We start from the raw sequence: 19,972 nt of genomic DNA, 5'->3' as shown, positions 1-19,972 counted from the left end.
AGTGGCGGGAGGCGCGGTCGTCGGGCGTGGGGAGCTGGCGGCCCCTCAGGGCCGGCGGCGCAGGCCGGCGACGAGGAGCGCGGCCAGCGGGCGCGCGTCGTAGCGGGGGTCGCTGTCGGCGCCGATGCAGAGGTTGCCGATGCCGCGCATGAGTTGGTACGCGGTGAGGTCGGAGTCGGTCTCGCCGGCGGCGGCCGCGGCGTCGAGGAGCAGGGTGCACACCGGCAGGAGGCGGTCGAGGAAGTAGGCGTGCAGGGTCTCGAAGCCGGCGCTGTCGGTCTGCATCGCGGCGGCCAGGCCGTGCTTGGTGACCAGGAAGTCGACGAAGAGGTCGGCCCACCGCGCGAGCGCCGCGTGCGGTGACGGGCTGCTCGCCAGCAGGGCGGGGCCGGCCTCGGCGCACGCCTCGACCTGGTGGCGGTAGACCGCGATGACGAGGTCCGCCCGGGTGGGGAAGTGGCGGTAGATGGTACCGATCCCGACGCCGGCGGCGGCCGCGATGTCGCGCACCGGCGCCTCGACCCCCGAGGTGACGAAGGCCGCGGCGGCCGCGTCCAGCAGGGCCTGCTGGTTGCGCCGGGCGTCCTTTCGCCTGGACCCGGCTGCGCTCTCCGCGCCCTGGCCGCTGTCGTTCACCACGGCACTCCTCCCATGACCGACCCGGGCCGTGACGGACCTGGTCGACGACTGACGATCGATGGCTCTCGATCGGTGACCGACGATCGGTGACCGACGATCGGTGACCGACGATCGATGACGGACGGTCGATGACCGACGCTTGTAAAGCGGAACGCTGTTCCGTATCGTTTGCGGAGCGAGGTTCCGTTTCGGCCATGATGGCAGAACACGGGGCCACCGGCCATGCCGTCCACCGGCTGTCCCGTCTCCACCGGACGGCGGAGCGCCCACGATCGCCGATTCCCGGCCCCGCAGCGCCACCCGCCGCCGGGCCCACCGAAGCCACCTGCGCAGCGAACCCGAACGGAAGGCCCCTCCATGTCAGTCCCCCACAGCACCGACGCACCCGCCACGGTGCTCTCCGCCAAGCCGGTCGTCCTGCCCGCCCCGGGCCGCGGCGAGGACCTCCAGGTCCGGGTGTCCGCCCCGGCGACCGGCCGCGGCCTGCCGGTGGTCGTCTTCTCGCACGGCTTCGGCTGGTCGATGGACGGCTACGCCCCGCTCGCGGACTACTGGGCCGCCCACGGCTTCGTCGTCCTGCAGCCCACCCACCTGGACTCCCGCACCCTCGGCATCCCGGCCGACGACCCGCGCACCCCGCGGATCTGGCGCCTGCGCGTCGAGGACCTCACACGCGTGCTGGACGGGCTCGACGTCCTGGAAGCCGCCGTGCCGGGCCTCGGCGGGCGCGTCGACCGCGGCCGGGTCGCCGTGGCCGGCCACTCCTGGGGCGCCCAGACGGCGAGCGCGCTGCTCGGCGCGCGCGTCCTGGACGCCGACGGCGTTCCCGGCGAGTCCATGGCCGATCCCCGGGTGAAGGCGGGCGTCCTGCTGGCGGCGGCCGGTCTGGGCGACGACCTGACCCCGTTCGCCGCCGAGCACCTGCCCTTCCTGAAGCCGTCCTTCGAGGCCATGACCACACCGGCCCTCGTGGTCGCCGGGGACCGCGACCAGTCCCACCTGTCCACCCGCGGCCCGGACTGGTTCACCGACCCCTACACATACAGCCCGGGCCGCAAGAGCCTGCTCACCCTGTTCGGCGCGGAGCATTCGCTCGGTGGAATCGTCGGGTACGAGGTCGCCGAGACGACCGACGAGAGCCCCGCGCGGGTGGCCCTGATCCGGCGGCTCACCACGGCCTTCCTCCGCAGCACCCTCCAGGCCGAGGACGCCGACTGGCAGGCGGCGCTCACCGCCCTCGGGGCGGACCCCGAGCCGCTGGGCAGCGTCCGGAGCAAGTAGCCGGCCCGGCCGGCCCCGGACCTACGGCGTCCGGTCGGCCTCCCGGATGTCGTGGAGGTGGACCAGGACGTCGAAGGACGTGCCGAGCGCGACGTTCCCGGGCGGGTACGGGTACTGCGTGCCGTAGGTGCGAACGGGCCGGGTGCCGCTCAGCCAGGCCCTGGCCGCGGCCGGGGCGGTGCGGACGTCCAGGTAGAAGTCCCGGTAGCGGACCTGGTCGAGGGTGTACTCGCTCAGGTCCGAGGTGGGCGGCCCCGCGGTGAACGTCTTCCAGGGGCCGCCCAGGGCGGCGTCCTTGGAGAGGAGCGATCCCTGGTAGAAGGTGAAGCCGACCGGCAGGTAGTCGCGGCCCATCGTGTCGTTCAGGTAGGCGCCCTGCGTCCTGGGGTACAGCGCCGGGTCGCCGGCGAGGCGGCCGACGTGGTCGTTGTGGGCGGACAGCAGCACCTTCCCGCCGGTACGCCGCTGCCACCAGATGACGTTCTGCGCCATCACCTCGTCCCGGAAGCGTTCGAACTCGGGCAGCGTCGTGGCGTCCCCGGGATCGAGGGAGAGGAAGGTGGCGGTCTGGGCGACCGAGCGGGCGTTCTGCTCGGCCCAGGCGGCGGCCTCCGGGTCGCTGCCCCGCAGACCGCCGACCAGGTCGAGGGCCTGCTGGGCCTGCGCGGCGAGTCGCCGGCGCTCGGCGAGCGGCCGGCCCAGGTAGGCGAAGACGTCGTCGATCGGGCGCAGCCCGGTGTAGAACGCGTCGAGCCGGGCGAGGGCCTGCGGGTCGGTCCGCCGCACGTAGTCGGTGATCCGGGCGAAGAACGCGTCGTCGAGCGAGGGCGCGCCGATGTCGTCGCCCATGAAGTGGACGGTGCGGTCCGGGTGGTGGCGGTTGTAGTCGCGCATCCACTCGATGAGGCTGACGAACTCCTCGCGGTCCCACGGGGAGTCGGCCAGGGCCGCCTTGGCGACGCTGCGGGCGTCGCCGCCCCGGCCGGTCTGCAGGTAGTCGTCGATCCGGAGCCCGGCGGACCAACTGAGTTCCAGGGCGAAGGTGGTGAAGCCCTTCTCCTCGACGAGGTGGCGGAAGACCCGCTCCTTCATGGCGAAGAACTCGTGGGAGCCGTGGGTGGCCTCGCCGAGCCCGACCACCTTCGCGTCGCCGATCATCGCCCCCAGGGCGCGCAGGTCGGCCGTGCCGCGGCCCGGTTCGGTCGAGCGCAGCGGGTGGGCCGCCCGGTCCAGCGCGCGGACCACACCGCTCGTCCCGGCCGCTTCGACGGGCGGTGCCGCCGATGCCGCCGGCGCCGCCTGGGCCGCGACCGGAGCGAGGACCGCTCCGATCGCGACGGCCGCCGCGGCCAGCAGCCCCCGTCGGCCGATGTGCTGGTGATGCCGTGCCATGTCTATGACCCCTCAACTCGCCTACCGTGTCGTGGGATCGATCATCGCCTGCGATTCCATGGCGGCGCGCTGCGGATGGCCTCCGATTGATGCGGGGGTTTACCCCCGTGGGACGAGCGACAAAGGGGCAGCCCAGGCTGCCCGGACGGCCCGGCCGCACCCCCGCCGGGTTCACCGGGGCAGGGTGATCGGGAGGCCCTCCTCGATGTGGCGCAGCAGCCGGCCGCCGTGGACCTTCGGGGCGTCCAAGCCGCGGTACTCGTCCGGGTCGTCATCCGCCTCCGTGCGGAGGACCTCGGGGACCAGGACGGTGGCCGGGTCGATGTCCTGGGCGTAGCCGTCGAGGTACGGGGGCGCGATCACCGGGCCGTGCGGCGCCCCACCGACGAGGTCCGGGGCGAACTCGGCGGACAGCACCGTCACGCCGGCGCGCAGGTCGCCGTGGATCATCACCAGCTTGCCCGTCAGGTTCCCGGTGAAGGCGCCGACCCGGACGCTCCCGCGGCCAGGAGTCTGGCGTCGCCCCCCAGGCAGACGCCCGCGCGCGTGCCGGCGAGGGCCCGGCCGGGCTTCGGTAGGAGGGGGCGCTACTGGCCCACCCGGCCGTCGACGCACTCGCGCAGCAGGTCGGCGTGCCCGCAGTGCCGGGCGTACTCCTCGATCCGGTGCACCAGCAGCTCCCGGACGGCGATCCCGTCCTTCTCCAGGCGCGCGCCGAGGTCGGTGTGCCCAGCCAGCGCGGCGTCGGTCGCCGCCTGCTCACGCGCCAGGTCGGCGTACGCGGCGTCGACGGCGGACCGTTCGCCGACCACGTCGTCGAAGTCCGCGTCACGCCTGCCGTACAGCTTGGGCAGCGGCTCGGCGTCGTCCAGCCAGTTCCGCCAGTCCCGTTCGACCTCGGCGAGGTGGCGGACCAGGCCGAGCAGCGACATCGTCGACGGCGGGACCGACCGGCGGGCGAGCTGCTCCGGCTCCAGGCCCTCGCACTTCATCAGCAGGGTCGCGCGGTAGTCCGCCAGGTAGCCCATCAGCGTCGCGAGTTCGCAGTCCGGAGCGGGTCCGTCGCCGTTGCGCGGGTCGTTGTCCGGATCGACCCACATGTCGGGGTAGACGGTCGCCTGGGTCCATCGCACGGGTTGATCGTTCATACCGCCGATGATCGCCAATGGGGGAGCGGGCCCGCCAGCGGATTTCTCGACGGCGGGCCGGCCGTGCTCCGCAGGCGGCGGGGCCACCCGGTCGGCCGAGCGTACGGGACCGGCCGGACGCCGGGCAGCGGCCCGCGCGCCGCCCTGGGCGTTCCCCCGCAGGTCACTTCGGGTAGCAGGATCATGACCATCCGTAGTGGAACGTGGTGGTCCCGCACCGCCGCCGAGCGGCCACCCCGCCGCAGGTGACCGCTCCGGTGCGCGGCACGACGATGAGGAGCGGCGGTGTCGGAGCAAGGTCACCCGGGCCGGCGGCCCGACGCCGGCGACCCCGGGCCGGAGCCGGGCGCGACCCCCGCCCCGCACCCGGCGGCGCCGGGCGGCCCCGGGCCCGAGGACGCCCGCGGCGGCCTGGTCGCCCCCCGGCCGCCCGCCGACGGGGAAAGCGTCCCGGGGCGCGCCGGTCGCGGGGACACGCCCTGGCCGGACCGGATGCGGCCACTGGTGCGCATGCCGATGGCCGAACGCCCGCTCGCGGCCGGCGGAGAAGCGCGGCAGCGGCCCGGCCCGGCGGAGGCGTCGGGCGTCCTGGACCTCGCCCTGCGGGTGGGCGAGGCGCTGCTCGCCAGCGGCGAGTCCGCGGAGGACGTGGAGGGCGCGATGCTGGGCGTCGCCCACGCCTACCGCGTGTACCCCTGCGAGCCGCAGGTGACCTACACCCTGGTGGCGATCTCCTACCAGCCGACGCCGGACGTCGCGCCGCTGACGGCCGAACGGGCGGTCCGCCGTCCGGCCAGCGACTACACCCGGCTCGCCGCCGTCTTCCGCCTGGTCACCGCCATCACGGCGGGCGAGGTGGCGGCCGAGGACGCCCGGCACCGGCTGACCGTCCTGCTCGGCCGCCGGCCCCCGTACCCGGGCTGGCTCCTCGTCCTCGCCTCCGGGCTGCTGGCCGGCTCCGCGACCCTGCTGGTCGGCGGCCGGGCGGACGGCCGGGCCTGGCTGGTCTTCGGGACCGCCTTCGTCGCCGCCCTGACCGGTGACCGGCTGGCAGCCCTGGTCGCCCGCCACGACCTGCCCGAGTTCTACGGCTTCGTGGCCGCCGCGACGCCGGCCGCGACGATCGGCAGCCTGCTGTCGTTGAACGGGCTCCACCTGCGCGGCTCCGTGGTCATCACCGGCGGGCTGTTCGCCCTGCTGCCGGGCCGCCCGCTGGTGGCCGCGGCCCAGGACGGCCTGACCGGCTTCTACCTCACCGCGGCCGCCCGGCTGCTCGAAGTGCTGTACCTGATGGCCGGCATCGTGATCGGCGTCATGACGGTGCTGTACCTGGGCGTCAGCAACGACGCCGACCTGACCCCCGACGGGGCGCCGGGCAGCACGGTGAACCCGCCGCTCCAACTCGGGGCCGCGATGCTGCTGGCACTGACCTTCGCCGTCCTGCTGCGCACCGACCGGGCCACCCTGGCCCCGGTCGTCCTCAACAGCGCCGTCGGCTGGACCACCTACGCCGTCCTGGCGGGCGCCCGCGTCGAGCCGATCGTGGCCACCGGGCTCGCCGCCGGGCTGGTCGGCCTGTTCGGCCAGCTGATGGCCCGCTACCGGGCGATGTCCGCGCTGCCGCACGTCACGGCGGCGCTCGGGCCGCTGATGCCCGGCTCGGTGCTGTACTTCGGCATGCTCGCCTTCGTCCAGGGCCGGCCCGAGGCCGGGTGCAGCTGGGTCGGCCGGGCGTGCGCCACCGCGATGGCCCTGGCCATCGGCGTCAACCTCGGGGGAGAGGTGGCCCGCCTCTTCCTCCCGGCCTCGCGGCCGGCGTTCACCTCCCGGCGCCCCACCGGCCGCCACCGCCGCTGAGGGCCGCCGTCCTCCCGGCGGGCGCCGCCGGACCGACCGACGTAGGTTTCGGCCGGGGGCGCGCGTGCGAGGGCCCGACGAACGGCCGCCCGGGAATGGCGGCCGCGGAAGCGGGCAGCGAAGGACCGGACGCACCCCACCGCCGCCACCGCGGCCTCCGCACGGAAGGAGCGACACCCATGCCCGACTTCGACGCCTTCGCCGCCCTGCTGGACTACCCGGTGTACGTCGTCACCACGGCCGCCGGCCAGGAGCGCGCCGGGTGCCTGGTCGGCTTCGCCGGTCAGTGCTCGATCCGGCCGGTGCGCTTCGCGGTGTGGATCTCCAAGGCGAACCACACCCACGCCGTCGCGTCGCGCGCGGAGTTCCTGGTGGTCCACCTCCTGCCCCGGCACCGCCACGACCTCGCCGAGCTGTTCGGCGGGCGCACCGGCGACGACACCGACAAGTTCGCGGACGTCCGCTGGACGCCGGGCCCGGGCGGGGCGCCCGTCCTGGCGGACGCGGCGGCCCACTTCGCCGGCCGCGTCCACGCCCGGACCGACGGCGGCGACCACACCGGCTTCCTCCTCGACCCCGTCGACACCCGGACCACCGCGGACCGTGCGCCGCTCACCTTCCGCGACGTCACCGACATCGACGCGGGGCACCCCGCCTGACCGCCCCCCGGCTCGCCCCCCGGCGTGCCGGGGACGGTCCCGGTCCACCGTCCGGCCGACCGCGCGGCCCACGTGCGGGTGACTCCGGCCCGGTTCCCTCCGCGTCGGCTGGACGGCGTGGTCCGGCCCGGCTCGGCTGGAGCGATGACCGACGAGACCCTGCCGCTCAACCTGGGTGAGCAGCTGATGGAACAGTTCCTCACCACGCGACGCACGCTCGACCCGGCCGACGTCCCGGTACTGGCCCAGCAGTACGCCCAGACCCTCGGCATCGGCGTGAGCACCGTGTACCTGGCCGACATCCAGCAGAACCACCTGTTCGCCCTCGGCGGCGGTGCCGCCCTCCCGATCGAGGGCACGCTGGCCGGCTGGACGTACCGCACCGGGGGGCTGCGGGTGGCGGAGAGCGACGACGGCAAGCTGCTCGCCTGGTTCCCGCTGGTCGACGGCGCCGAGCGGCTCGGCGTCCTGGGCGTGCGGACCGCCGCGCTCGACAGCGCCGCGGTGCGCCGCTGCCGGCTCCTCGCCGCGATGCTGGCGATGGTGATCACCTCGAAGCGCGACACCAGCGACAGCTACGCCCGGGGGACGCGGGTGGAGACGATGAGCCTGCCGGCCGAGATGCTGCGGGCCTTCCTCCCCCTGCGGACCGTCTGCAACGGCCAGGTCATCTCGACCGCCGTCCTGGAGCCCGCCTACGACCTCGGCGGTGACGCCTTCGATCACTCGCTGGCCGCCGGCGTCCTGCACGCCGCCGTGCTGGACGCGATGGGGCACGACCTCGCCTCCGGTCTGACCGCCGCGGTCGCCCTCGCGGCCTGCCGCAACGCCCGTCGCAACGGCGCCGACCTCCCGGACCTCGTGGACACCATCGACGACGCCCTGCAGCGCTGGTTCCCGGACCGCTTCGCCACCGGCATCTTCGCCCGGCTCGACCTCGCCACCGGCACCCTGCACTGGTCCAACTGCGGCCACCCGCCCCCGCTGCTGATCCGGGGCCACGAGGTCGTCGCGGACGCCCTGACCCGTACCGCCGAGCCGCCGCTGGGGCTGTCGGGTCTGTCGGGCGGTCCGCGCGCCGTGCACACCTTCTCGCTCCGGCCGGGCGACCGGATCCTCCTCTACACCGACGGCGTCATCGAGGCCAAGGGCACCAACCACGAGATGTTCGGGCTGGAGCGCTTCGCCGACTTCGTCATCCGCGCCACCGCGGCCGGCGAGGCGGCCCCCGAGGCGCTGCGCCGTCTCATCCACGCCCTCCTGGAGAACCAGGACAGCACGCTGACCGACGACGCCACCATCATGATGATCGAGTGGCAGCCGTCCGACCTGCCGGCCTCCGACCCCGACCGGCTCCCGTGACACCCGCCCCGGCGCTCCCGGCACGGGGTCGGCCGGTGCTCCCGGCGGGGGAACGGCCCGGGCGCGGCGCCGGACCAGGTCCGGCGCCGCGCCTTCGAGCCGTGCGGGTGGTCAGCAGCTGAGGACGGGGCCCGCCCAGTCGGCGTGGTCGCTGATGGTGCCGTCGCCGCCGTCGGTGACCACGAGGCGCAGTTCCTCGGCGCCCGTCAGGTCGGCGGTGAGGTGCCTGGGGGCCGACGTCACGGTCATCAGGCCGCTGTCGGCGACCTTGACGGCGTCCTTGTAGATCTCGAACGAGACGCTCGCGCGGCCGCTCGCCTCGGCGTCCACCCCCACGTCGGTGGTGAGCGAGGTGCAGGAGCCGCCGAGGAAGTAGACCACCTGGCTGAGCGCGTTGACGCCCAGACCCTTGGCGTACGTGGTGCCCGCGATGGTGATGGTCCGTCCGTCCCGGGCCTGGTTCTCGCCGTTGCTCATGTCCTTCTCGACCGGGCCCCAGCTGTTGCCGGCGGAGGCCCAGGCGAGGTCGGAGAGCTGGTGGGCACCGGCGGCCGGACCGCTGCCGCAGGCGAGCCGCGGGCCCGCCCAGTCGGCGTGGTCGTAGCTGGTGCCGTCGCCGGCGTCGGTGACCACCAGACGGACGGTGGTGGCGCCGGTGAGGTCGGCGGTGAGGTGTCTGGCGGGGTCCTTGCCGGTCATCGGCCCGCTGTCGGCGGCCAGGGCGGCGTCCCTGAAGATCTGGAACCTGACCGAGCCGTTGCCGTAGGTCTCGTCGTCGATCCCGACGTCGGTGACCAGGTTCCGGCAGGCGCCCCCGAGGTGGACGCCGACCTCGCTGGGCGCGTGCACGCCCAGGCCCTTGGCGTACGCGGCGCCGCGGATGGTGAGGGTGTGGCCGTCAGCGGGCTGGATGTCGCCGTTGCTGCGGTCCCGCTCGACCGGTCCCCACTGATTGGTGGCGGTGCCGAACGGGAGGTCGCTCAGCTGGGTGACCCCGGTGGGCGGGGGGACGGGCGAGCCCGGGGTGACCCGGAACATCGCGGTCCCGTGCCCCGGCACGACGGCGCTGACGGTCCCGTCGCCGGTGCTGGACTTCTTCGACCAGAGGTCCTTGACCTTGTAGGTCTTCGCCCCGGCGATGCCGAGGGTCCGTGCGGTCGCGGTGATGGTGGCGTCGTAGGAGCCCTCGTTGGTCAGGGTGACCGCCCGGCCGCCGTCCGCCAGGGGCTTGGACATCACCACCAGACCGTTCTCGCTGGAGACCACCGAGCCCTGCCGGCCGAGCGGGTCCTGGTCGACCGCGATCACATCGGTGTTGGTCAGTATGGCCAGGGTCTCCGGGGAGGCGGTGCGCAGATCGGTGCCGATCATCAGGGGCGCGGCCATCTCGGCCCAGAGGCTGAAGTGGGTGCGGTACTCCGTCGCGGTCATGCCGCCGTTGCCGACCTCCAGCATGTCGGGGTCGTTGAAGGCCCCGGGCTTGGCGTAGTCGGCCAGGCCCTGGTTGGCCTGGGCGATGGCGATCATGCTGACCCAGGTGTCGTCGATGTCGCCGGTGGTGCGCCAGGAGTTGCCGACCGGCGGGGCCCACTCCCACGGGCCGGTGCTGCCCCACTCGCAGATGCTGTAGAGGATCGGGCGGCCGGTCGCCTTCAGCGCGTCGCCCATCGCCCGGTAGCGGGTCCGGGCGTCGACGCCCTGGTTGTGGCAGTTGTCGTACTTGAGGTAGTCCACTCCCCAGGAGGCCCAGAGCCGGGCGTCCTGCTGCTCGTGGCCGAGCCCGCCGGGGAAGCCGTTGACGTCGCAGGTGTGGTCGCCCGCGCTGGAGTAGAGGCCGAACTTGAGCCCCTTGCCGTGGACGTAGTCGGCGAGCGCCTTGATGCCGTGCGGGAAGCGGACCGGGTCGGGGACGAGGTCGCCCGCGCCGTCGCGCTGCGGCTGCGCCCAGCAGTCGTCGAGGTTGACGTACTGGTAGCCGGCCGCCTTCAGGCCCTTGCTGACGAAGAGGTCGGCGATGCCCTTGATCATGGCTTCGTCGAACTGGGCGCCGCAGTGCGTGGAGTTCCAGTTGTTGAAGCCCATCTGCGGCGTCAGGTTGAGGCCGTTGTCCAGGGCGAGCGCGGGTGGTGCGGTGGCGAGTTGGAGGCCGACGGCGAGGGCGCCGCCACCGGTGAACAGGGTCAGGGCGGTCAGCGCCGAGGCCATGCGGCGCGGCAGTTCCGTGCGGCGCGACCGTGCGGTGCGGCGCGGTGGTGCGGTGCCGGGGGAGCGCAAGGGTCCTCCAGAGAAGGGGTGTCGGGTGGGACGGGGCCCCGGCTCCGGCGCTGCGCCGGAGCCGGGAGACGGGGGAGTCTCCGGCGGACGGCGCGTCAGGAGAGCAGGCTCCAGGACTGCCCGACCAACGATCCGTCGGGCGGGCCGGTCACGACCGGGGAGGTCGCGGCGGTCTGCGGCGCGGAGAGGACGAGACCGGTGGCGACGTTGGTGATGGTCAGCGCGCCGGTCGCGGTGCTCTGGACGACGCGCCACTTCTGGGCCGGGTCGGCGGGGTCCCAGGCGTTCCGGACCCGGGCGGGCTGACCGGCGGCGGTGGCGCCGGTCAGCGTGCCGTGGCGCTGCGTGTCGGTGTAGCAGTTGTCGGTGATGCGCACCGTGCCGTCCGGGTTCGGCGCGAAGTTCCACTGCTCGGAGGTGTGCCAGCTCCACCAGGTGTTGATGTCGGTGGGGGAGCCGTCGGGGGCGCTGCAGGTGCCCTGGACCTCCAGGGCCTGGCCGCCGGTGCCGCCGGCGCTGATGCCGTGGTAGCGGCCGTCGCCGATGACCGCGGCCGGCCCGGTGCCCGGCAGCGGCTTGAGGCGGTACAGGACGACGCCGTGCGGCTCGACCTGGGCGCCGAGCGCGCCGGTCACGTTGCCGGTGGCGCCGGTCCAGAGGTCCTTGGCCGAGTAGCCGGGGCCGGTCAGACCCAGCTCGGCGAGCGTCGTGGAGACGTTCCGGTAGCCCGCCGGGTCCTGGTTGACCAGCAGGACGGCGGTGTCGCCGTCGGCGAGCTGCCGCTTGAGGACGATCGGGGCGGTGCTGCCGGCGGGCGGGGCGCCGACCAGGGGTGGCGGGCCTGGTCAGCCGGTCCTGGTCGATCGCGATGACATCGGCGTTCTTGTAGACGGCGAGCTGCTCGGCGGTGATGCCGGTGGACCAGGTGAGGCCGTCCCGGGTGTGCCGGGAGTCCGCGGCGGTGCGCAGGTCCGCGCCGGAGATGAGCGGGGAGGCCAGCATGGCGAGGATCGACATCTCGCCGCGCGACTCGGTCACGGACATCGGCTTGTGGCAGGGGCAGGTGTCGGTGACGCCGTACACGCCGTACGGGTTCTGCCAGCCGGCGAACATCATGTCCAGGTCGTTCCAGCTGCCCGGCCGCACGTTGCCCGGGTATTTCAGGGCGGTCTGCAGCTGGCCGTCGTAGAGCACGCCCTCCAGGTCCGGACCGCGGTCGCCGCCGATCCGGCAGAGGTTGGCCACCTGTCCGCACCAGACCCCGGTCGGGGCGTAGCCGGGGGCCTCGAACGCGGGGGTGCCGGCCGCGACCACCACCGGGTCGGTGCGGGCCGGGTCGTCACCGGCGAGGAGGTAGGGGACCCCGCTGTGCACCGGCTGCGCGGAGACGCTGAGGGTCACCCGTGGGCGGCCCTGGGCCCGGGAGGCGGCGTCGAGCGCCTGCTGGAAGTCGCGCACCCGGGCGTAGATCGACCGGGTCAGCTCCCTCCCCTCGCCCTGGGTCCAGTAGTTGTGGCCGTCGGGCCCGATGATCTGCGGTCCGTAGGGGCAGTCGTCGTACTTGACGAAGTCCACGCCCCAGGCGACGAAGTCGGCGGCGTCGGTAGCCTCGTGCCCCAGGCTGCCGGGCCGGCCCTGGCAGGTCGTGTAGGTGTCCGTGGCGTAGAGGCCGAACTTCATGCCCTTGCTGTGGGCGTACCAGGACAGGTACTGGATCCCGTTCAGGGTCTGCCCGTTGACGGTGTGCGCGGGGTAGCGGTCCGGATCGGGGACGAGGTGGCCGGTGGTCAGGTCGAATCCGGTGCCGTCCGTCCCGCTGGTGGGGTTGCGGTTGGCGTCGTAGAGCTGCATCGCGCCGTAGGCGGTCTTCACCAGGTTGGTGGTCTGGCCGTCGCGGTGGCCGAGCGACCAGCCGTCGTCGATGGTGACGGTGTCGTAGCCGGCCTGGACCAGCCCGTTGGCGGCCATGAAGTCGATGGTCTGGAGGACCTCCTCCTGGGTCACTCCGGTGCCCAGGGTGTTCCAGGAGTTCCAGCCCATCGGCGGGGTGAGGGCGAGTCCGTTGTCCAGGGCCGCCGCGGGGGCGGCCGTCCCGAGGACGACGGTGCCGAGCCCGGTCGCCGCGAGGGACAGCGCGACGAGCGCACGGGGCAGCGCGCGGCTCAGTGCTCGGGGCACGGCTCGGCGCAGGGGTATCCGCATGGGCGCTCCAGAGTGCGCGAGGGGGGTGGGGGATCGGCAGTCCGCTGCCGTTCGTTTCTGTTCGAAAGTTTCAACAGAAAGCAACGCAGCAAAGAGAAGCACACGTGCTGGCCGTCCTCAAGTGCCTTGCCCAAACTCGTCCGTGACGGTCACTCGGCGCGGCGCGGCGCGGTTCTACCCCTTGCGCGCCGCGTCGAGTCACAGGTTGATCTCGGCGTGACGGAGCTCTTGACGGGAGGATGCCAAGTCATGTGACATTTCACATGACGTTGAAATCCGTTTGGTTCTGATTACTTGTCAGGCGTCCGCTCGCCCCCGGCGTGCTCGGCGCCGCCCTCGATTCCCGCCTGCGCCGACACCGGGTTTCCCGGCCGGCCCGAAGGAGTGTTCCATGAGTCGACACACCGTCGACAGGCTCTCGGTCGCCAAGCCGAACGGCCCTGACGCGGGCGCGCGTCAGGGCCGTGAGCACCGTGCGGGCGACCGGGGTCGCCGGGCCGGTCGCGCGGTCGGGGCGGGGTGGGGGATTCCCGGTGTGCTTAGGATGAGATGACTTGCTGTCAGGACGAGTGGGGATTTCATGCGGGACGATGCGATGACCGGCTGGTCGGGGCCGGTGGCGGCGGGGGAGTGGCAGCCGCCGGCGGAGCTGAACACCGGCACCCCGCACCCGGCCCGGATGTACGACTACTACCTCGGCGGGAAGGACAACTTCCCGGCCGACCGGGAGGCCGCCGAGAAGGTCATCGCGGCCATGCCCGACGCCCGGCTCGGGGCCCGGATCAACCGTGAGTTCCTCGGGCGCGCGGTGGAGTTCGCCGTCGGCCGGGGCGTCCGCCAGTTCCTGGACATCGGTACCGGGATCCCGGCCGTGGGCAGTACCGCGGAGGTCGCCCACCGGGTGGCTCCGGACGCCCGGGTGGTCTACGTCGACAACGACCCGATCGTGCTCACGCACGCCCGCGCCCTGCTGGCCTACCACCCGGCCGGTCACACCAGCGTCCTGCACGCGGACCTGCGGGACCCGGAGGCGATACTGGGGGATCCGGGCCTGAAGGAGGCGCTCGACCTCTCCCGGCCGGTGGCGCTGATGCTGGTGGCGGTGCTGCACTTCGTCCGGGACGAGGAGGGCGCCGCCGAGACGGTGGCGCGGCTGCGGGACGCGCTGGCGCCGGGCAGCATGCTGATCCTCTCGCACGGCACCCAGGACTTCATGACCGCCCGGGCGGCCGCCGAGACCACCGAGGTCTACAGCCGCGCGAGCTCGCCGCTGATCCTGCGGGCCCAGGAGGAGGTCCGGGAGTTCTTCGGCGACTTCGAGCTGGTCGACCCCGGCCTGGTCCAACTGCCGCTCTGGCGGCCGCGGGCGGAGCTCCCGCCGCGCTGGCAGGAGGCGGCCCCCGCCTACGCCGGAGTCGCGGTCAAGCGCTGACCGGTCCCCGGGGCCGCACGGTGTCCCCCGCGTCGAGACGCAGGGGACACCGGCGTTTCCGGGCCCGGCGGGGCGCCCATCAGCCCATGCTCTTGGAGCCGTCCAGGGCCTCGCGGAGGATGTCCGCGTGGCCGGCGTGCTGCGCGGTCTCGGCGATCAGGTGCAGCAGGACGCGGCGCGCCGACCAGCGTGCGGAGGCCTCGAACCAGGGAGCCTTCGGCAGCGGCTGCGAGGCGTCCAGGTCGGGCAGGACGGCGACCAGCTCGTCCGTGCGGCGGGCCGCCTCGGCGTAGTCCTCCAGCACACCGGCCAGCGTCTCGCCGGGCAGCAGCCGGAAGTCGTTGTTCCGCCGCTCCCAGTCGGCCTCGGTCATGGTGGTGAAGTCGCCCATCGCCGAGGGCCCTTCCAGGATGAAGGCCGTCCAGGCGCGCTCGACGCTCGCGACGTGCTTGATCAGACCGCCCAGGCAGAGCTCGCTGACGGTGGTCCGGCGCCCGGCCTGCTCGTCGGTGAGGTCACGGGTGGTGAAGCGGAGGAAGTGCCGCTGCTTGCCCAGCGCCTCCAGCAGCTCCGCCCGCTCCCCGCCGGCGGCGGCCGCCGCGGCCCGCTCGGGCGTGGTCGAGGTGGTGGTGGTGTCGGTCATGGTGTCCGCCTTCGTCGTTCGTTCTCCGTTGCCGAGAACCAAGGTAGGAGCCATCTGGGACAGGTCCTGTCCTAGTGCCGCACCGGAGTGGGGCCAGTTCCGCGGAGCGGCGCACGGGGCGCGCGTGGCGGCCCGCGCCGATACGGGGACGCAACGCCTTTACCGGAACCTGACGGTATCGATGAAGGGATGAAACCCCTTCCTGACCGCGGGTGACGCGGGGAGGGTGCTCCGGTGAACGCGGGCCGTCCGTCCGGCCCCGGCCCGACGGTCCGTCAGGGTATGGGGCCATTCGCGCCGGTGGCCGGTCCGGTCCGGCGGCCCGCGGGGGGCACCTGGGCGGGCCGGAAGCGGGTGACCTTGTCGATGGAGCCCACCGGCACCTCCTCGCCCGGCAGCTCGGCCATGGTGGCGGCGGTGGCCATCGGCAGCCCGCCGTGCCGGTCTGCCGGGGCACGGCCGTCCACCGGCTCAGGCCGCCCTGCCGTGCGCGCTCCGGGGTGCGGCGTCGTCGGGGTGCGGCGTGGTTGGGGTGTGGCGTCGCCGCGGTGCGGCGTCGGGTGCAGCGTGGTGGGGTGCGCCGGACGGGCCCCGCTGCTGGAGTCGTCCGGCGCCGCCTGAGGGCCCGTCAGCTTGGGCGGTCAGGGCCGTTCGGCGGGCGGGAGCAGCGTGGCGATACCGGCGCAGATCAGCTCCAGGCTGCGGGCGAACTGCCCGTCCTGGTCGTGGACGGCCGCGGCGACGGTGCGGGGAAAGCGCCGGTGCAGGGCGGCGACGGCCTCCGGGTCGGGTGGTACGACCGGCGGTTCGCTCTGCTCCTGGAGGACGTAGCCGGTCACGTGGCTGAGCACGGTGTCGGCGGCGGTGCCGCACTGCTCCGCCGGGACGCCCGCCGCCGCGAGGGTGTCGAGCAGCCGTTCCATCACGGACAGCGCGCCAGGGCTGAGCGTCTTCGGGCTGTCGGCGAACATGATCGCCCCGCCGGGGTGCTGCCGGATGCTCCGGCGCAGGGCGACGGTCTGCGCCGTCACCCGGGCCTGCCAGCCGCTGGAGGCGTCCAGTGCGGCGAGTGCCTCGGTGCCCGCGTCATACGCCTGGCGGGCCACCCGGTCGGCCATCAGCTGCAGTAACGCGGCCTTGTTGGGCACGTGGTAGTAGAGGCTTCCGGCGTGCGCGTCGAGCCGCTCCGCCACCCGCCGCATGGAGAGGCCGTGGTAGCCGGACTCGGCGAACACGGCCATTCCGGCGTCGATGATCCGGTCTGCGGTCAGCTTCACCCCGGCAGTCTAACGATCACCCCGGGGTATTCGAACGCCGTTTGAAACCGGCCCGGCGGCCTTTCGGCCACGAGCGGGCCGGGAGGCTGGGTCGGGAGCAGGGTCGGGAGCAGGGCCACGAGCGGGCCGGGGGCGGGCTGATGCCGGCATCCCTGGGCGGGGTGCCGGCACGGTGGTTCAGCTCCGGTCAGACCTTGACGACGTTCTCCGCCTGGGGGCCCTTGGGCCCCTGGGTGACGTCGTACTCGACCACGTCGTTCTCGTAGAGCTCCTTGAAGCCGGTGGTCTGGATGGCGGAGAAGTGCACGAAGACGTCCGGGCCGCCGTCGTCCTGGGCGATGAAGCCGAAGCCCTTCTCCGCGTTGAACCATTTGACCTTGCCAGTTGCCATGCCGATCTCCTTCACACGTGCTGGGCGCGGCCACGATACCGCCACTGAGCAGTGTCGATGGCGTAAGGTGTCCGGACTGTCACCCCGAGTGGTGCGAGCGGGTGATCCGGCGGCGGGGTCAGGTCCGGTCGCGCTCGTCCCGCCGGCGGATCAGCTCCTCCACCGCGCTCGGCAGGGTCGTCTCGAAGTCGATCAGCTTCGCCCAGGTCGGGGTGACGACGATCCGCACCATGCCGTCGTAGAGCGAGCGGACCTCGGCCTCCCACGCGGCCCGCTGCTCGGGCGTCATCTCGTAGGCGCCGTTCCCGCGCAGGTACTCGTCCGGGATGCCCTCGACGACGTCGAGCTCGGCCCGGCCGCGGACGAGCAGGATCTTCGGCGGGTGCGCCTCGGTGTCCATGGTCAGCGCGACCGCCGGGTTCCGGCGCAGGGACGCCAGCTTCGGGGCGTTCTTGACCGTGCACATCACGATCTCCGAGCCGTTCCAGACGAAGCCGATCGGTACGACCCGGGGCGTGCCGTCCTTGGCGACATAGGCCAGCCGGGTCAGCGCCCGGGCCAGGAGCTCCTGGCTGAGCGGCCGGTTCAGGACCTCGTTGATCTCGGTCGGCTGCACGGTCGATCCCACCTTCCAGCGGTAGTCCAGCAGAGCCGTTCCAGCTTAGGAAGGGTCCGGGGCCGGGGTCTCGTCGGGCGGGGACGGGGCCGAGCGGGCGGGGGAGGGGATTGACAGGGCCCAGGAGAGGAATGAATATTCATTCCGTGGCACCCAGGAAGCCCGACCTCGACCGCCTGCTGATCGACACCGCCCTCGCGCTCTTCGCCGAACGCACCTACGAGGGCACCCAGATGCCCGCCGTCGCCCAGCGCGCCGGAGTGGGCGTGGGCAGCATCTACCGCTACTTCCCCAGCAAGGAGGCGCTCGGCAACGCGGCCTTCCAGCACGCCAAGCGCGCCCTGCTCGACCACCTCGCCGGCGCGCTCGCCGAAGGGGGACCGGCCGGTGACATCCGGGCGGAGTTCGGCCGCTTCTGGCGCGGCTTCACCCGCTACGCCGGCGCGTACCCGGACGCCTTCGTCTTCCTCGAACACCAGCAGCACGACACCTTCCTCGCCCCCGAGAGCCGCGCCCTCGCCGAGGAGATCGACCGCGTCGCCGCCGACTTCATCGAACGCGGCCAGCGGGCCGGCGAGATCCGCGAAGGCGACGCCGCCCAGCTCGTCGCCCTCGCGCTCGGGGCCTTCACCGGCCTCGTCAAGCTCCGCCGCCCGGGCGGCCTGCACACCCTCCCCGCCGAGGACCTCGACCGCGCCGAAGCCGCCGTCTGGGACCTCCTGCACCGAAAGGTCTCGCCATGACCGACGCCGCACGGACCGTGCTGATCACCGGCTGCTCCTCCGGCCTCGGCCGGGAGACCGCGCTCGCCCTCCACCGGCTCGGCCACCGGGTCCACGCCACCGCCCGGCGCCCCGAGACCCTCGCCGACCTCGCCGGCCTGGGCATCACCACGCTGGCGCTCGACGTCACCGACGAGGCCTCGATGGCCGCCGCGGTCGCCGCCGTCGAGGCCGCGCACGGCCAGGTCGACCTGCTGGTCAACAACGCCGCGTACGGCCTCCACCTGCCGGTCGAGACCGCCGGCCGGGAGGAGATCCGCGCCCAGTTCGACACCAACGTCTTCGGGCTGGTGCGGATGGCCCAGCTGGTCCTGCCCGGCATGCGCCGCGCCGGGCGCGGACGCATCGTCAACATCTCCTCCATGGCCGGCCGCTTCTCCCCGCCCGGCGGCGCCTTCTACCACGCCAGCAAGCACGCGGTGGAGGCGATCAGCGACTCGCTGCGCCTGGAGGTCGCCCCCTTCGGCGTCGAGGTGGTGGTCGTCCAGCCCGGCCCGACCATCACCGGGTTCGCCGCGACGGCGGTGGCCACCATGCACGGCGAGGCCGACCCGGCCGACCCGTACGCGGGGTTCCGCAGCCGCCTCGCGGAGATGTACGGCGGCCGCACCTTCACCCGCCGCAACGGCGCCGTGCCCGCCGAGGCCGCCACCCGGGTCGTGGTCCGGGCCGCCACCGCCGCGCGCCCCCGCGCCCGCTACGCCGTCGGCGCCCTGGCCCGCTCCACCATGCTCGCCAAGCGGCTGCTTCCCGACGCGGCCTTCGACGCCCTGATGCGCCGGAGCTTCCCGCTGCCCGAGCCGGTCCGAGCGGCCTGACCCGTCCGAGGGGGCCGGGCGGCGGGCCGGCCCGCCGCCCCGCTGGGGCAGAATCTCCCCGTGCTCGAAGAACACTTCACTCCCGTGGACGAACCGCTCGCCGGCCTGGCCCGCCGGCTCCTCGCGGCGCGGACCGGCGGCTGGACCGAGGACGGCGCCCGGGCCCTCGTCGACGGCCTCGGCCTGCGCCGGGCCGGCCCCGCCGACGGGGCGTCACCCGACGGACCGCGGCTGCGCCCGGTCGGGCCGTCCGAGCGCCGCTACGCCGAGGGGCAGGCCCATCTCGAACTGGCCGTGCCGGCCGGGCGGGGCGGCCCCGACGCCGCCGGCCACGTGCTGGCCTTCGGCCGGGCGCGGACCGAACTGACCGACGAACTCGGCGAGGCGTCGGTGATCGGCTCGTACGGCTCGCTGGGGCCCTACTACGGCCCGACCCCGGCCTGGGGCGCGCCGTTCCTGCGGTGGCGCGGTCCGCACGACACGCTCGAACTGCGGGCGGGCCGCCGGGGGCCGGAGCTCGTCCTGCGGCCCACCGCTCCGCTGGAGGACTGGTACCTCGGCCTCGGCCACGGTGAGGAGAACGCCATCGGCGGCTTCCTCGGCACCCGCCGGGCCCCGTCCACCGCCGGGATGAGCCTGCCCGGCCGCTGGTCGGCGCGGAGTTGGGAGACGGTGACCGGAGCGCTCGCCGCGTTCCTCACCACGCTGCCGGCCGAGTTCGCCGCGCTCGGCATCGCCAAGGTCATGCGGCTCTACGGCCGGACGGGCGGCGGGGCGCCGCGCCTGTTCGACATCGACGCGGACAGCCGGCTGATGCTGGCGTCCTTCGCCGAGCACGACGCCGACCCGGCCGCGGCGGGCTGGGGCACCGTCGCCGAGCACCCCGGCACACGGGAGACCTGGGTGGACGACCACGAACCCAGGTGGCGCCTCGACGCGGGAGCCCCGGGGGAGCCGGACGGCCGGGCCCTGGCCGGGACCCTCGTGGCGACCGCGCGCGCGGCGGGCGTCGCCACCCCCGGTGACCTGCTGCTGGGCAGCGAGGCGGAGGACATCGGCCCCTACCGGGTGACCTTCCACGGCCTCGGCCTGGCCACCGTCTGACCGGCCGGCCGGGGGGGGTGGGGGGGGGCCCCCCAAACCCCCGCCCGCCCCCCCGCCCCCGGCGACCGGGACGGTGACGGGGGGGGAGACGAGCC

20 protein-coding genes and 1 pseudogene are annotated in these 19,972 nt (G+C 74.0%); 9 read left to right on the top strand and 12 right to left on the bottom strand.

Annotation, left to right across the window (positions count from 1 at the left end):
• Nucleotides 1–45: 45 nt before the first annotated feature.
• Nucleotides 46–636 (bottom strand): TetR/AcrR family transcriptional regulator, encoded by a 591-nt coding sequence (locus tag ACFWA9_RS23915; protein ID WP_380389618.1) that lies wholly within the window; start codon nt 634–636, stop codon nt 46–48.
• Between the two features lie 360 nt (nt 637–996).
• On the opposite strand from ACFWA9_RS23915, the gene ACFWA9_RS23910 reads away from it, so the two are divergent.
• Nucleotides 997–1,920, top strand: a complete 924-nt coding sequence (locus ACFWA9_RS23910; RefSeq protein WP_380389613.1) for an alpha/beta hydrolase family protein — start codon at nt 997–999, stop codon at nt 1,918–1,920.
• A 21-nt stretch (nt 1,921–1,941) separates the two neighbouring features.
• Here the strand turns inward: ACFWA9_RS23910 and ACFWA9_RS23905 are convergent, their stop codons facing one another.
• The 3 genes from ACFWA9_RS23905 to ACFWA9_RS23895 form a co-directional block, all read right to left on the bottom strand.
• Complete coding sequence (locus ACFWA9_RS23905; protein WP_352287915.1) at nt 1,942–3,312, bottom strand: erythromycin esterase family protein; 1,371 nt, start codon at nt 3,310–3,312, stop codon at nt 1,942–1,944.
• A 171-nt stretch (nt 3,313–3,483) separates the two neighbouring features.
• Entirely contained in the window at nt 3,484–3,762 is a 279-nt protein-coding gene (locus ACFWA9_RS23900; protein WP_380389611.1) for a hypothetical protein, read from the bottom strand.
• A gap of 137 nt (nt 3,763–3,899) precedes the next feature.
• Complete coding sequence (locus ACFWA9_RS23895) at nt 3,900–4,460, bottom strand: DinB family protein (protein ID WP_380389610.1); 561 nt, start codon at nt 4,458–4,460, stop codon at nt 3,900–3,902.
• A 285-nt stretch (nt 4,461–4,745) separates the two neighbouring features.
• Here ACFWA9_RS23895 and ACFWA9_RS23890 point away from each other — a divergent pair, with 285 nt between their 5' ends.
• The 3 genes from ACFWA9_RS23890 to ACFWA9_RS23880 all read left to right on the top strand — a co-directional run bounded on the left by ACFWA9_RS23890 (nt 4,746) and on the right by ACFWA9_RS23880 (nt 8,338).
• Nucleotides 4,746–6,317, top strand: coding sequence for a threonine/serine exporter ThrE family protein (locus ACFWA9_RS23890; protein WP_380389608.1), 1,572 nt, complete (start codon nt 4,746–4,748; stop codon nt 6,315–6,317).
• 179 nt (nt 6,318–6,496) lie between these two features.
• Nucleotides 6,497–6,976, top strand: a complete 480-nt coding sequence (locus ACFWA9_RS23885) for a flavin reductase family protein (RefSeq protein WP_380389606.1) — start codon at nt 6,497–6,499, stop codon at nt 6,974–6,976.
• 144 nt (nt 6,977–7,120) lie between these two features.
• Nucleotides 7,121–8,338: a PP2C family protein-serine/threonine phosphatase gene (locus ACFWA9_RS23880; protein WP_380389604.1), complete on the top strand. Its 1,218-nt coding sequence runs from the start codon at nt 7,121–7,123 to the stop codon at nt 8,336–8,338.
• Nucleotides 8,339–8,449: 111 nt separating this feature from the next.
• On the opposite strand, the gene ACFWA9_RS23875 is transcribed toward ACFWA9_RS23880, so the two are convergent.
• Both ACFWA9_RS23875 and ACFWA9_RS23870 read right to left on the bottom strand, forming a co-directional pair.
• The gene (locus tag ACFWA9_RS23875) at nt 8,450–10,543 is read right to left on the bottom strand and encodes an NPCBM/NEW2 domain-containing protein (RefSeq protein ID WP_380389616.1); all 2,094 of its coding nucleotides are present in this window, start codon (nt 10,541–10,543) and stop codon (nt 8,450–8,452) included.
• Between the two features lie 164 nt (nt 10,544–10,707).
• Entirely contained in the window at nt 10,708–11,406 is a 699-nt protein-coding gene (locus ACFWA9_RS23870; protein ID WP_380389614.1) for a hypothetical protein, read from the bottom strand.
• A gap of 206 nt (nt 11,407–11,612) precedes the next feature.
• On the opposite strand from ACFWA9_RS23870, the gene ACFWA9_RS23865 reads away from it, so the two are divergent.
• Nucleotides 11,613–11,801, top strand: coding sequence for a hypothetical protein (locus ACFWA9_RS23865; protein ID WP_380389620.1), 189 nt, complete (start codon nt 11,613–11,615; stop codon nt 11,799–11,801).
• A gap of 368 nt (nt 11,802–12,169) precedes the next feature.
• Here the strand turns inward: ACFWA9_RS23865 and ACFWA9_RS23860 are convergent.
• Nucleotides 12,170–12,463, bottom strand: a pseudogene (locus tag ACFWA9_RS23860) (hypothetical protein); the annotation flags it as partial.
• Between the two features lie 931 nt (nt 12,464–13,394).
• On the opposite strand from ACFWA9_RS23860, the gene ACFWA9_RS23855 reads away from it, so the two are divergent.
• Nucleotides 13,395–14,246, top strand: coding sequence for an SAM-dependent methyltransferase (locus ACFWA9_RS23855; RefSeq protein WP_380389602.1), 852 nt, complete (start codon nt 13,395–13,397; stop codon nt 14,244–14,246).
• 79 nt (nt 14,247–14,325) lie between these two features.
• Here ACFWA9_RS23855 and ACFWA9_RS23850 read toward each other — a convergent pair whose 3' ends face one another.
• The 5 genes from ACFWA9_RS23850 to ACFWA9_RS23830 all read right to left on the bottom strand — a co-directional run bounded on the left by ACFWA9_RS23850 (nt 14,326) and on the right by ACFWA9_RS23830 (nt 17,173).
• Nucleotides 14,326–14,889 carry a DinB family protein gene (locus tag ACFWA9_RS23850; RefSeq protein ID WP_380389600.1) on the bottom strand — a complete coding sequence of 188 codons (564 nt, stop codon included), beginning with the start codon at nt 14,887–14,889 and terminating at the stop codon, nt 14,326–14,328.
• A 275-nt stretch (nt 14,890–15,164) separates the two neighbouring features.
• Nucleotides 15,165–15,356, bottom strand: coding sequence for a hypothetical protein (locus tag ACFWA9_RS23845; protein ID WP_352287939.1), 192 nt, complete (start codon nt 15,354–15,356; stop codon nt 15,165–15,167).
• A 174-nt stretch (nt 15,357–15,530) separates the two neighbouring features.
• Nucleotides 15,531–16,166, bottom strand: coding sequence for a TetR/AcrR family transcriptional regulator (locus ACFWA9_RS23840; RefSeq protein WP_380389598.1), 636 nt, complete (start codon nt 16,164–16,166; stop codon nt 15,531–15,533).
• A gap of 187 nt (nt 16,167–16,353) precedes the next feature.
• Nucleotides 16,354–16,557, bottom strand: coding sequence for a cold-shock protein (locus tag ACFWA9_RS23835; RefSeq protein ID WP_329485672.1), 204 nt, complete (start codon nt 16,555–16,557; stop codon nt 16,354–16,356).
• Between the two features lie 118 nt (nt 16,558–16,675).
• Nucleotides 16,676–17,173: a pyridoxamine 5'-phosphate oxidase family protein gene (locus tag ACFWA9_RS23830; RefSeq protein WP_329485671.1), complete on the bottom strand. Its 498-nt coding sequence runs from the start codon at nt 17,171–17,173 to the stop codon at nt 16,676–16,678.
• Nucleotides 17,174–17,319: 146 nt separating this feature from the next.
• Here ACFWA9_RS23830 and ACFWA9_RS23825 point away from each other — a divergent pair, with 146 nt between their 5' ends.
• From ACFWA9_RS23825 to ACFWA9_RS23815, 3 genes are read left to right on the top strand one after another with little or no spacing between them, the layout of a single operon-like run.
• Complete coding sequence (locus ACFWA9_RS23825; protein ID WP_380389595.1) at nt 17,320–17,916, top strand: TetR/AcrR family transcriptional regulator; 597 nt, start codon at nt 17,320–17,322, stop codon at nt 17,914–17,916.
• Nucleotides 17,913–18,773 (top strand): SDR family NAD(P)-dependent oxidoreductase, encoded by an 861-nt coding sequence (locus ACFWA9_RS23820; protein WP_359807639.1) that lies wholly within the window; start codon nt 17,913–17,915, stop codon nt 18,771–18,773. The genes ACFWA9_RS23825 and ACFWA9_RS23820 overlap by 4 nt, the downstream gene beginning before the upstream one ends.
• A gap of 60 nt (nt 18,774–18,833) precedes the next feature.
• Nucleotides 18,834–19,877 (top strand): hypothetical protein, encoded by a 1,044-nt coding sequence (locus ACFWA9_RS23815; protein ID WP_380389593.1) that lies wholly within the window; start codon nt 18,834–18,836, stop codon nt 19,875–19,877.
• Nucleotides 19,878–19,972: the final 95 nt, after the last annotated feature.

Source organism: Kitasatospora sp. NPDC059973, from assembly GCF_042737525.1.
Lineage (GTDB): Bacteria > Actinomycetota > Actinomycetes > Streptomycetales > Streptomycetaceae > Kitasatospora.
This window is presented reverse-complemented; position numbering and strand designations above follow the sequence as displayed.